10 protein-coding genes are annotated in these 12834 nt (G+C 48.7%); 3 read left to right on the top strand and 7 right to left on the bottom strand.

Annotated features, from left to right (window positions below):
• Positions 1-212: 212 nt before the first annotated feature.
• From NLX78_RS17175 to NLX78_RS17160, 4 genes are all read right to left on the bottom strand, one after another.
• Positions 213-1592: a sensor histidine kinase gene (locus NLX78_RS17175; RefSeq protein WP_250260728.1), complete on the bottom strand. Its 1380-nt coding sequence runs from the start codon at positions 1590-1592 to the stop codon at positions 213-215.
• A 2-nt stretch (positions 1593-1594) separates the two neighbouring features.
• Entirely contained in the window at positions 1595-2305 is a 711-nt protein-coding gene (locus NLX78_RS17170) for a response regulator transcription factor (protein WP_061828739.1), read from the bottom strand.
• 168 nt (positions 2306-2473) lie between these two features.
• A complete protein-coding gene (locus NLX78_RS17165) occupies positions 2474-2980 on the bottom strand; it encodes a hypothetical protein (RefSeq protein ID WP_254351071.1) in 507 nt (168 codons plus the stop codon).
• Between the two features lie 159 nt (positions 2981-3139).
• A complete protein-coding gene (locus NLX78_RS17160) occupies positions 3140-8860 on the bottom strand; it encodes a WIAG-tail domain (RefSeq protein ID WP_254351070.1) in 5721 nt (1906 codons plus the stop codon).
• Positions 8861-9049: 189 nt separating this feature from the next.
• On the opposite strand from NLX78_RS17160, the gene fabV reads away from it, so the two are divergent.
• Positions 9050-10237, top strand: a complete 1188-nt coding sequence (gene fabV / locus NLX78_RS17155; protein WP_254351069.1) for an enoyl-ACP reductase FabV — start codon at positions 9050-9052, stop codon at positions 10235-10237.
• A gap of 298 nt (positions 10238-10535) precedes the next feature.
• Positions 10536-10688: a DUF1540 domain-containing protein gene (locus NLX78_RS17150; protein ID WP_013311427.1), complete on the top strand. Its 153-nt coding sequence runs from the start codon at positions 10536-10538 to the stop codon at positions 10686-10688.
• Positions 10689-10861: 173 nt separating this feature from the next.
• Here the strand turns inward: NLX78_RS17150 and NLX78_RS17145 are convergent, their stop codons facing one another.
• Together NLX78_RS17145 and NLX78_RS17140 are read right to left on the bottom strand one after the other, a co-directional pair.
• Entirely contained in the window at positions 10862-11101 is a 240-nt protein-coding gene (locus NLX78_RS17145) for a hypothetical protein (protein WP_069290141.1), read from the bottom strand.
• 93 nt (positions 11102-11194) lie between these two features.
• Positions 11195-11566 carry a DUF4190 domain-containing protein gene (locus NLX78_RS17140; RefSeq protein ID WP_254351068.1) on the bottom strand — a complete coding sequence of 124 codons (372 nt, stop codon included), beginning with the start codon at positions 11564-11566 and terminating at the stop codon, positions 11195-11197.
• Positions 11567-11789: 223 nt separating this feature from the next.
• Here NLX78_RS17140 and NLX78_RS17135 point away from each other — a divergent pair, with 223 nt between their 5' ends.
• The gene (locus NLX78_RS17135; protein ID WP_254351067.1) at positions 11790-12377 is read left to right on the top strand and encodes a hypothetical protein; all 588 of its coding nucleotides are present in this window, start codon (positions 11790-11792) and stop codon (positions 12375-12377) included.
• Positions 12378-12388: 11 nt separating this feature from the next.
• Here NLX78_RS17135 and lpdD read toward each other — a convergent pair whose 3' ends face one another.
• Entirely contained in the window at positions 12389-12736 is a 348-nt protein-coding gene (gene lpdD / locus NLX78_RS17130; protein WP_254328736.1) for a prenylated flavin chaperone LpdD, read from the bottom strand.
• Positions 12737-12834 lie beyond the last annotated feature (98 nt).

The following is a 12834-nucleotide window of genomic DNA, read 5'->3' as shown; positions in this document are numbered from 1 at the left end:
CATCACTCTTTCATTTATTATTCATCACTATTATTGACCACTATCTAAAAAAACGACGTCCAGGAGTCAAGGTATATACGATTAATTTTACTCAGTTTAGTACCTACCAGTCAAGCTATATCTAAAATATCACCAAAAACCTCTCATACTATGTTAGATAAATGGGATATTAGGCCGAAAAAACGATCATTTTTACCCATTTTTGTACTCATTTATAACATGTGCTGGATATAGCTGAAGCGTGCTCCACCCAATGGCGAACGGGTGCAGAGTAGTTCTCCGTTCAATCGGGTAGCAATTTGACGACAAATAGCCAATCCAAGACCTGTGACACCATTCGAGCCCGCATAGAATCTTCCGAACACCTCGGCTGCCTCTTGTTCGGTCAGCCCTCCTCCATCATCATCCACATGCATAACCCATACAACCTCCGGTGTTGTCCCTGTCTCCAAATGAATGACAACCTCCGTAGAGGTGTGCCGAACTGCATTTTGCAACAAATTCAACATCATACGGAACAATTGCTCGGCCGGAACGGCCACATGCAGGCCCTCTCCCTCCACTCGAAGCGAGATAGAACGTTCAGCAGCCACTGGCATCAATAAATGAACAGCATCCTCTGCCATGCTTCTTAGATCAATTAGAGATACAGGCCATTCCTCATTCAGCGCTTCCAGCCTTGATAGCTGGAGCAGCTTTTCCACCATGTCAATTAACCGCTGGGACTGCACTTTGATGATACTCAGCCCCTCGTCCTGGGATACCACTTGATCCTGAATGGCATATACATAGCCTTGAATGGACATTAACGGTGTCCTTAGCTCGTGAGATACATTTTGTAGAAATTCAATTTGACCCTGGTGGTGCTGCTGAATACGGGCGGACATGGAATGAAAGGTACCGATCAGCTCGCCGATCTCACTTTTATCCGCCTGCGGAAAATCACTATCCTGCGGCTGATTAGGCTCATAGTTGCCTACCGCCTCCTTCAATCGTTTAAGCGGACGCACTAGACGCGAGACAACCATCAGACCAATGACGAGAATCACCAAAAAACCCGCGATGATAGACAGTAATGTGGTTCTCATTAACGGTACATACAGTGCTCTCAAGGAAGATAAGGGTGAGTATACAAAAATACGAAAAGGTTGTCCGGGCAATTCCTCATTCGTAAACAGTACCTTTTTACCTTGAAGCACAGCTACCCCTTCATGTGTAGCGGTCAGATCCTGGGGAGACGGATGAACCGATGCAAAAAATCCCTGGCGGATCAAAAGCAAACGCTCGATCTTTTTGCCTTCCATTCCAGAGACGCTTGAGTCGATGATGCGGTTATCCGTGCTTAAAATAAAGTAATCGGCAGATAAAAGCACGCCCTTGATAACATAGTTCAATTCAGCATTATCCAGTCGATCAAAGCCTCCGTCGCTCATAATATGGACGGCTTTGCGCGCCTGCTCATGGAGCTTGGATTTAGCCTGATTCACCAGAATGTCGTCGATAAGCCTGATGAATAAAACGACCGTAATACAGACGGTAATAAGCATGGCGATGGACAGGGAAAGCAGTATTTTAGCTCTCATCGTACGCATGGTTATAACTCCTGAACCGTTGCTTTATAGCCGAAACCCCATACGGTGTTAATGACGAGCGTAGAGTGATATTCAGCTAACTTTTTACGAATCCGTTTGACCAGATCATCCACAACCCTCACATCACCTATAAAATCATAGCTCCACACCTGCTGAATCAGATGTTCTCTGCCAAAAGGTCTTTCCAGATGATTCGCAAGAAACAGCAGCAGGTCGAATTCACGTGAGGTCAAATTTAGCTCTTGTCCGTCCACTGTGACTTTACGAAAGTCAGCAAAAATACACAGATTGCCCGCATGGCAAAGATCTGCGCTTCCTGCCGCTTGCCTATCGTCCGATGCAGACATTCCGGCCTTGCTCAGCCTCAGCATCGCTTTAACCCTTCCTACCAATTCTCTTGGATTAAAGGGCTTGGTCAAAAAATCGCTGCATCCCAGCTCTAACCCGTGAATACGGTCGTTTTCTTCTCCACGGGCAGAGATCATAATGATGGGCATTTCTGTAAAATCTCGAAGCTGAGTCAGTAGAGAAAGCCCATCAATGCCAGGCATCATAATATCAAGAACGAGACAATCCGGACGGTTCGTACGGATATGCTCTACCAGTGTTTTACCACTGGAAAAGGAAGTGACCTCGTAGGATTCTTTTTTCAAATATTCAGATATTAATTGCAAAATGAACACATCGTCATCCACTACTACTATTTTTGTCATGGCCTTAACCCCTTGCCGTTGTTCTGGATGCTTCCATCCTCTCTTTAAGCTTAACAGAAGCCCAGCAGAATAGACAAAAGACGGGTATACCGTTCCCGGTCCCGTCTTTCTTATCATGAATCGCTGCTGTATATGCCAGGCGAGCTGAAAGCTAATTACACATCAATCTTATTTCTTGGTTGTTACTACTTTAGCAGCTGTTTTTGGCGCTGTTTTCACTGTTTTTGCTGGGACTACTTTTTTAACTGGAGCTTTGTGAGTCACTTTTTTAGCTACGACATGATGTGCACGAGTTTTATGAGCTGTTGCTTTGTGTTTAACAGCATTATGTTTTTTGGCATGATGTTTAACTGTACGGTGCTGCACTTTCACTGCTTTTGTTTTGTGGCTAGCCACTTTTTTCGCAACGGATTTTTTAGCAGGGGCTTTCTTCGCTTTGGTTGTTGTTTTATGAGCTGTTACAGCTTTTTTAACAGGTGCTTTCACCACAGGTGTTTTCTTCACAGGTGCTTTTGCCGGTGTTTTGGTAGCCGGAGTCGTAACCACAGGAGCTTTGATCGCTGGTGCAGTGCTCGCTGGAGTCGTTGTTGCTGTAGCGGCGAATGCACTGCTTGCTCCTCCCAGTACACTTACTACGGTTAATACGGCTGCTGCATTTTTAGTCCATTTTTTCATGATTGAATCACCTCTCCTTTAAAGTATCTTTAGCTTATCAGGAGAATTCGGGATAATTGTGGAGCAAATGTGTGAAAAGTATATGAAAAAGCGTGCAGACTCATGTATTTAGAAAATACATGAGTCTGCACGCTATGAGTTCTACAATAACCATCTTCACTAGCCAATGGCGATCCAGGAAATAATACCATAATTATGCGCGGTTTCGTTCCACTTGGTTACGACGATCACTGCTCCATTCGGCGTCTGAGATTTCAGCGTTGCATGAAAGAGAGGGTGGTTCGTCATCGCTACCAACGTGTAGTCTGGGTTTACAAAAGGCTCCCCGAATACAATGGTCACTTCCGTCTCTCCTTCACTACCTTTCAAAAGAAACGGCGCTCTGCCAAACTGCTGCAATGCGGGCTGATTCGCACAAGTACGGACCGGAGTGATGCTCAAATGCTCCGGCTTCACTGCGTTTAGCTCCAGCTCACGTGAGCCTACAGAGCCTTCCACCAGATGATGACCTTCAATGCTCTGCTCTGCCACATGATGGCTTTGTACCGCAGCAGCCTGCAGATGCTCTGGACCCACAGCTTCCGGGCTCAGTACCTCGCTGTCGACGGCCTGAGCTTGCAGATGGCTGCGAGATATACTGTTTGCCTGAAGTCTGTCGCCACTGACACCTTCCTCTGGCAAAAGTCCGGAGAGATGAATATCTGTGGACAGCTGAGCCAGTGTCACCGAGCCCGGCTTTAGGTGATGCGAATCAATAACTTCCTCTCCAATGTGGTGGCTTTCAATAGCTTCCTCAGCCACATGGCGGGACTGTATCGTTCCATCTGCCAGCTTGCCGGACGTCACCGCACCTTCCTGTATAGCATCCTCAGCCACCGCCTGCCAGCCTACATGCTGTGGCTGAATTGCCCCTGCTTGCAGATGTTCCGACTGGATTGAATCCAGCGCGATATGCCTGGACTGCACCACGCCCTCTGCCAGTGCGGACCCTTGGATCGCCCCATCGGCCAAATGCTGAGCGTGTACGGCATGCTCCGTCAAATGCACGGAGTTTACGCTGGCTTCTGCCAGATTCGAAGCACGCACCGCCCGAAGCGCAAGCTTCTCAGCGTTCACGCTGCCTGCCTGAAGCGCGTGAACCGATACACTCCCGGGGGCAATATGCCGGGTCATCACTGCCGAAGCCTCCAAATGGGCAGAGGTGACAGATTCAGGAGCCAGATGGCTCGACTGGACGGCCTCTTCTGCCAAATGATTGGCTTGCACCGCTTCGTCCGTAATATGCCACGGCTGGACCGAATGAGGAGATATTTTGGCAGCAGTCACGCCATCATCCGCCAGTTTGTCGGACGTAACCGACTCATCCTGCAAAGCATCGGTTGATATCGCCTGTGATGCGATATGCACACCCTGAATGGTTCCAATTTGTAGATGGTGCGGCTGAATGGACTCCGGTGCGATATGCACGGACTTCACTGCCCCCTCTGCCAGCGCTCTGTCCTGTACTGCGCCCGTTGCCAAGTGCCGGGGATGTACGGCATGCTCAGACAATTGTGAAGGGCCGACGCTGCCTTCCGCGAGATTCGTCGCTTGCACCGAGCGTGCCGCCAGCTTTTCCGAGGTGACGCTTTCTGCTTGAAGCGCACGACCTGACACACTGTCCACGGCCAGATGTCTCGCAAACACCGAGGAAGCCTGTAAATGATCAGAGGTGACGGATTCCGGGGCCAAATGGTTCGACTGGATGGACTCTTCTGCCAAATGATTGGCTTGCACCGCTTCGTCTGTAATGTGCCACGGCTGGACCGAGTGGGCAGACAGCTTGGCGGCAGTCACGCTCTCATCCGCCAATTTGTCGGACGTAACGGATTCATTTTGCAAAGCATCGTTCGATATCTCCTGTGAGGCGATATGCACACCCTGAATGGTTCCCGTTTGCAGATGATGCGACTGGATGGACTCCGGTGCGATATGCACGGACTTTACTACCCCTTCTGCCAGCGCTCTGTCCTGTACTGCGCCGGGTGCCAAATGCCGGGGATGTATCGCCTGCGCAGACAGATGTGAAGGGCCGACGCTGCCTTCCGCGAGATTTAACGCTCGCACCGAGTGTGCCGCCAGTTTTTCCGAGGTGACGCTTTCTGCTTGAAGCGCACTACTGGATACGCTATCCGAGGCCAGATGGCTCGCAAGCACCGTTGAAGCCTGCAAATGGGCAGATCTGACGGATTCCCGGGCCAAATGGTTGGACTGGACAGCCTCTTCTGCCAAATGATTGGCTTGCACCGCTTCGTCTGTAATGTGCCACGGCTGGACCGAGTGGGCTGACAGCTTGGCGGCAGTCACGCCCTCATCCACCAGCTTGTCGGACGTAACGGACTCATCCTGCAAAGCATCGGTCGATATCGCGTGTGAGGCGATATGCACACCCTGAATGGTTCCCGTTTGCAGATGATGCGATTGGATGGACTCCGGTGCGATGTGCACGGATTTCACTGCCCCTTCTGCTAGCGCTCTGTCCTGTACTGCGCCCGTTGCCAAGTGCCGGGTGTGTATCGCTTGCGTGGACAGATGTGGAGGGCCAACGCTGCCTTCCGCGAGATTCGTCGCTTGCACCGAGTTTGCCGCCAGCTTTTCCGAGGTGATGCTTTCTGCTTGAAGCGCACTACTAGATACGCTATTTGGAGCCAGATGGCTTGCAAGCACCGCTGAAGCCTGCAAATGGGCAGAGGTGACAGATTCCCGGGCCAGATGATTGGACTGGACGGCTTCTTCTGCCAGATGTTTGGCTTGCACCGCTTCGTCTGTAATGTGCCACGGCTGGACCGAGTGGGCTGACAGCTTGGCGGCAGTCACACCCTCATCCGCCAGTTTATCGGACGTAACAGACTCATCCTGCAAAGCATCGGTTGATATGGACTGTGACGCGATGTGCTCTCCCTGAATGGTTCCAATTTGCAGATGATGTGGCTGGATGGATTCCGGTGCGATGTGCACGGACTTCACTGCACCCTCTGCCAGTGCTCTATCCTGTACTGCTCCAGCTGCCAGATGCCGAGTGTGCACCGACTGCGCAGAAAGATGTGAAGGGCCGATGCTGCCTTCCGCGAGGTTCATTCCTTGTACCGAGCGGGCTGCCAGCTTTTCTGAGGTGACGCTTTCCGCTTGAAGCGCACGACCGGACACACTATCCGGGGCCAAATGTCTCGTGAGCACCGAGGAAGCCTGTAGATGCACTGAGGTGACCGCTCCTGCAGCCAGATGTGCCGAATCCACGGCCGCCACAGCCAAATGGTTGCTTTGTACAGCTTCGTCCATAATATGTCCGGACTGCACGGCATGGGCAGACAGTTTGGTGGGAGTTACGCTTCCCTCCGACAGTTTGGCAGAGGTGACCGATTCATCCTGTAAGGCCGGAGTCGCTATAGCCTGCAATGCGATATGCTCTCCCTGAATGACCCCGCTTTGCAAGTGCTCCGATTGGATGGATTCGGGCGCAAGATGTACAGACTTTACAGCGTTCTGGGCTAATTCCGTCTCCTGCACTGCTCCTGCAGCCAAATGCTGAGTGTGTACGGCTTGCGCAGCCAAATGTCCGGGACCCACGCTGTTTTCTGCCAGATTGGAAGCCTGCACAGCACGGGCCGCTAGCTTCTCAGAGGTGACACTTTCTGACTGAAGTGCATGACCGGACACACTGTCGGGGGCGAGGTGTTTGGTTTGGACCGATGCAGATTGCAAATGATTAGAGGTGACAGATTCCGGAGCGAGATGATTCGCCTCCACCGCTTCAACAGCCAGATGGTTACTCTGCACCGCTTTATCCGTAATATGCCACGGCTGCACGGAACGAGCAGACAGCTTAGAGGAAGTGACACTACCCTCAGCTAACTTAGGAGCCGTAATCGCCAAATCATTGATTTTATCCGTGGCCACACTTTCCGGCGATAGTTTCAGTGAAGTAACGGCATGATCCTGCAAATGATGGGAGTACACCGCTCCGCTGGCCAGGTGCGCGGTTTGAACAGCACCTTCCCCTAGTATGTCTGCGGTAACGGACTGTTCTTGCAAAGCTGAGGTTCCAACACTGTCTTCCCCAAGATGTTTGCTCAGCACAGAACTCTGGGCCAGATGGGTCGAATCGATGGATTGAGCCTGCAATGCCTTTCCACCCACACTGTTGTCGGCAAGGTGGTTTTCACGAATTCCCCCCGTTGCAATGTGTGCGTGTGTAATGGCTTGAGGGGCAATCTTATTTCCAGTTACCGCTCCTGTGGCAATTTTAGGTTCTGTCACTGCTTCGTCAGCAATTTTGTCAGACTTAATCGCGCTCGAAGCAATGTGATTTTCCTTGACAGCCTGATTCGCCACATGGTGTTCCAACACTGCCCCCTTCCCTAATTTCTCGCTCGTCACAGCCCCGGAATGCAAATGTTGTTCCGTAACCGCCTCCGATGCAATATGATCTTTTCGAATGATTTCGGACTGGAGGTGTACGGAAGAGACTGCCTCCGGAGAAATTTGGGGACCTTGTATGGCTGCTGTAGCAATATGTCTGGTAAGTACCGCCTCGTCGGCAATTTTGTGTGGTAAAATGCTCTGATCCGATATCTTGGATGAAGTGACGGATTGATCGACAATTTGCAATGAGCCTACAGATTGATCTGCCAGTTTATTGGACTGAATGCTCCGATCCGCCAGGTGGCGGGCTGTCACTTGGCCCGTTCCAAGCTGCTCTTCCCCGATGGAGCCAGGACTCAGATGCTTTCTTTCAATCGCTCCAGCCTGAATGTGTGCACTGGTCACTGCCTCAGACTCCAGATGACGCCCGCTGACAACGCCTTCCTCCAATTGTTCCTTGCCCACAATTCCATTGGATAGCTGCTTGCGATTAATCGAACCGGGGGCCAGATGCCTTGCATGAACGGCATGCTCGGTCAGGTGTGCACTCTCAATGCTGCCAGCTTGGATTTTAGCTCCATCCACAGCACCATCCCGCAGTTTGGAAGTGGTCACAGATTGATCGCCCAGCTTGGAGCTGTCGACAGCTTCATTAGCCAAATTGTTCGATTGAATCGTACCACTGCGAATTTTATCCGAGGTGACCGACTGATCTTGAAGCATATCTGAAGACACGATCCATTGTTTGAAGTGACGGCTCTCAATGGAGCCATTCGCAATATGATCACCGCTGATAATCTTATCAGCCAGCTTCTCAGGAGTGATGCTGCCATCTCGAAGTTTTTCACCACCGATGGAGCGATCCTGCAATTTACTGCCTGACACCGATGCGTCCGACAGATGTTCCACCGTAATGGAGTCTGCGGCAATCTTCGAAGAAGTCACAGCACCGTCGGCTATCTTAATCGTTTGAACGGCATAATCCGCCAGAGATTCCGTGTGGATGCTCTCTTGTTTCAGCTTGCTGAAATCTATGGAAGCGGGAGCGATCTTCTCACCCGTCACAGCGAAATCGCTCAAATCGTCTGTATAGATGAAAGCATTGTTTACATGTGGGGCCTTTTTATTGCTCAAAATTTCCTCCACATCAATTGGATCAGGTTCTGGCTCTGGCTCCAGCTCTGGTTCTGGTTCTAGCTCTTGGGGTTCCTCTATCGACACTTGAGTCTCCTCAGCATCCGCACCTTCAACCTCTGTCTCATGCGAAACCTCGATTTCAGGTTCGACAACAGTCTGTAGCTCCGGCTCCTCTTTGGTTGGGGGAGGCGGAGAAGCAACTTGATGAAGTCTTGCTTCTGTCTCCCTCTCCGCAGGCTGTGGCTTCACGCGCTGTATCATACTTAATTCATTCATATCCGGGTCAATTACACTATAGAGCGGCTTTTTGTTTCTTATGGTTTTGCGGCTCTTATTCTTCAAGCAGCTCTCTCCCTTCTCGTATTTATCGTTACAGCATCATATGCAGGCCCTTAGGCACTTGCCACCCTGTGCAAGGATACACTTTTGGGTAAAAAGGATACTTACTGAAATCCACGTTTGAAAAAAAATAGTTAAAAGTTAAAATAGTAAGGGTGAAGATCGCTACAAGAAGAGAGGAATTACAATAACATGATTATCAAACCAAGAACACGTGGCTTTATCTGCACCACTGCTCATCCGGTGGGCTGTGCCCAACATGTTCAGGAGCAAATTGACTATGTACAGGCCCGTCCTGCTATCCAGGGACCCCGTAATGTACTTGTGATCGGGGCATCTGCCGGATATGGGTTGGCTTCTCGCATTACTGCTGCCTTCGGTGCGCGTGCCAATACAATTGGTGTATATCGCCCTAGTAATGCTACGGCCACACGTACAGCATCGGCAGGCTGGTACAATTCTGCTGCATTTGAAAAAGCTGCTCAGGAAGCTGGGCTTAAATCCTTAAGCGTGACAGGCGATGCCTTCTCGAATGAGGTCAAAGCCAAAACGGTGGAAGCCATTCGCGAAGAACTGGGACAAGTCGATCTGGTGGTTTACAGTGTCGCTTCAGGTCGTCGTACAAATCCTCGCACAGGCGAAACGTTTAATTCCGTGCTCAAACCTATTGGTAAGCCTTACACAAACAAGACCGTTAACTTCCACACCGGGGAAGTCAGCAGCGTGACGCTTGAACCCGCAACAGAAGAAGAAGTACAAGCAACGGTAGAGGTTATGGGTGGTGAGGACTGGAAATTGTGGATTGACGCCTTGCGTGAAGGCGGTGTATTGGCTGATACTGCAACAACCTTCTCCTTTTCGTATATTGGTTCAGATATTACGCAAGCCATCTACAGAGAAGGCAGTATCGGAAGTGCAAAGGATCATTTGGAGGAGACAGCGCATCAGCTGAACGATCAGCTGAAAGTTACAGGCGGACGCGCCTTCGTCGCAGTCACCAAAGGACTCGTTACCCAATCTAGCTCCGCTATCCCTGTCGTTCCTCTGTATATTTCTGCTTTATATAAGGTAATGAAGGAAAAAGAGCTGCATGAAGGGTGCGTAGAACAGAGCTACCGCCTGTTTGCTGAGCGTCTGTACGCACCAGAAACTCCTGTAGATGAAGAAGGACGTATTCGTATTGATGATTGGGAACTGCGCGAAGACGTACAGGCAGAGGTTGAAAAGATATGGGAGGCGCTGACGACCAACAATATCTACGAATTGTCAGATCTTGAAGGATATCGTCACGAATTTTTCCAACTGTTCGGCTTTGAGTTTGAGGGCGTAGACTATGATGCTGACATCGATCCCATCGTAACTATTCCTAACGTGCGCTAAGTCTTTTCATATCGTCATTATGTCAGAAAAACAAAAAAAGCTGTTCTCCAGCAGAGAAACATTTCGGTCTGCATGGAGGACAGCTTTTATTTTTTAATTAAAAGGGACACTTGTGTGCGCTTCAAACTGCAAAATGAAGCAAACATTGCAATTTTAAATTTCATTTGATATTGTACCAGTAGGCATAGCAAAGTCCCTCTTCCTGACAAGAGGGTAAACACAGTTGGACAAGTCCTACCTTGACTGACCGTGATACTATTTGCTCAGCCCATCACAACCATATAAGGAGGTGTACAACATGGCAAAAGACGTTCTGTGTGAAGTCAATTCATGTACGTACTGGGCCCAAGAAAATAAATGTAGCGCTAGCTCCATTTATATCGTAAGCAACAGACCTGAAGACACTCACAAATCCGAAGAAACAGACTGCAAAACCTTCGAAGCCAAGTAAATCTTTGAATTCAAGCCTAAGCTTTATAATGAAGGAGCCCATGCCCGGGTTCCTTCTTTCTTATGATATTCTAACAAGAATGATAATTATTATCAAGTCCTTTTTCGGTACAGAAAAGCGCTATTCAATCCACACAATCATTTCTCTGCTCAACGTCTGGTTGCAGGCTTACTTTATAAAGCCACGTCGAAAAGGACCCTGCTGTTCTCTCTAAAAACAAAAAAAGAAGCGTCGCTCTGAACGATTCGCTTCTTGTGCTTGACCTTTTGTAATTGTTCTTGCTTGGTCGGCTTCATTCGTATGTGCTGTGAAATCTCGCCATAATGGTCATTCGTTTTGCGGCTTTGTGCCGCGCAATAGATTCCAGCGCGCTTTGCCTTGCTCAGCGCTTTTTGTGTTTGAGTACGTGCCATACGGCTTCACTCTCCTTTATTGGACTCCTTTTATCATAGCATCCAATAGTCAAATCGTGAATGGTTTGTCTGACTCAAGCATTCTTCAATTCATTAAATGTCTGAAAAAACATCTGGATCGCCACTGGAGGCCGCTACAATAAAAACAATAACTATAAAAATGATGATCAGTGTATAAATCAGTGTACCGATAATACTACATACCAATCCAGCAATGGCCATACCTCTGCCTTGCTCGCCATGACGGTTAATTTCCTTCAGGGAAAGACTGGACAAAATAATACCCACAATTCCGATAATCAACCCGAGATAGGGAATGACCACAGATAAAATCCCAAGCACCATCGAGGCAACAGCTTTACTATTTGTAGGTGGAACTACTGGAGGCGGGTTAAATGGGGCGTTATAATCGTTCGTCTCCTGAAAAGGATCGGAAGATTGAGGCTCCTTGTACAAATCACTCATCTGTTAAATTCAACTCCAATAAGTAAAATAGCAATTATATAAGTTCTAGGGTACCACAATCTTACAAATCAGGACAGTACTTATTTCAATTTTTTAAATTAGAACGTTAAAAAGAAGAAACATAGCGATATTAGCACTTTTTGAGGTAACCGGGCATACAGTATTTTACCTGTTACAGATCAATTGCGCTCCATGAGAGCATCCTGCCAAGGAGGTCGGAGCTATGCTATATCGTGCAACATCCCGCAGAAAGGGCTCGCCTCACAAACGTTTAAATGCAGAAACACTTAGGAAAATATCCGCTGCCATGCTACCCTTTTACAAAGCTATTGCAACCCGACGTGCTTTTGCCGTCCAATGGTCACGAGCTGTCGTTCAGGGCAATTTGGATCGGATGAAATCCCTTCTCTGCTCAGTAGCGCCATTTGCCGCCAAACAAGGCTTAGGCACGAATGGCATCGGCTACTTCATTTCCTTTTTAGCTCAGCCACCGATGCTTTATTATACGAATGGAACGACGATTCCACCGGGGACTGTGCAGTTTACGTTTGAGCCGAGAGTTCATCGCGCCATCGCAAAAGCCGTTTTTCCGCTGTATCGCGAATTGGCACGCAATCCATGTTTTGCTTCTGCCTTAGCTAAAGCGATCAACAGACAAGACCAGCGTGCAGTTCATGTCATAATCCGTAGTTTGATTCCATCCTCTGCACTGAAATCCGTACAAATTGAGGATGATGGCTTTGCCTTGCTTTTTAAGTATCCCTTTAGCAAGTATCCCTATCGCAATCTGCTCTTTCAGGAGTTCACTTAAAAAGGTCGCTACTAGCGTGCTTGCTTGAGTTTTCCAATGAGCTCTTTTCCCAGTTGTATAGCCATATCTGTCAGCACTCTGATTTCGTCCTTGGTTGCATGATCCAAATGCGCCCCGCAGCAAATGGCAAAATTGCCCGCAAACTCTTTTCGCAAGCGAACTGCAATTTCTTCGGTAATATAAAATTCCTTATGGTTTTGTAATTGCACAGTTTGAATCGGCTCGAGCCTGGCCCCTGCTGTAATCGTTCCCAAATGCGGCTGATCACCGCCAGAAATGAGTACAATGATATCTTCCCCCATAAAATAGGCATCCAGCACAAGACGGATACGTCCGCTTTCTTTTTGCAAATGAATCATATAATCCTCTCCTGCTAAAAATATTATTGTGAAACGATTCACTTTATGAGCATTATTCATTGTATCGCTTCCTGAACGGCTCGACAATTAAAAATGGC

Origin of the sequence: Paenibacillus sp. Lou8.1 (genome assembly GCF_024213565.1) — a bacterium.
GTDB classification, from domain to species: domain Bacteria; phylum Bacillota; class Bacilli; order Paenibacillales; family Paenibacillaceae; genus Paenibacillus; species Paenibacillus polymyxa_B.
The sequence above is the reverse complement of the archived record's forward strand: the minus strand, read 5'-3'. Positions and strand labels throughout refer to the sequence as shown.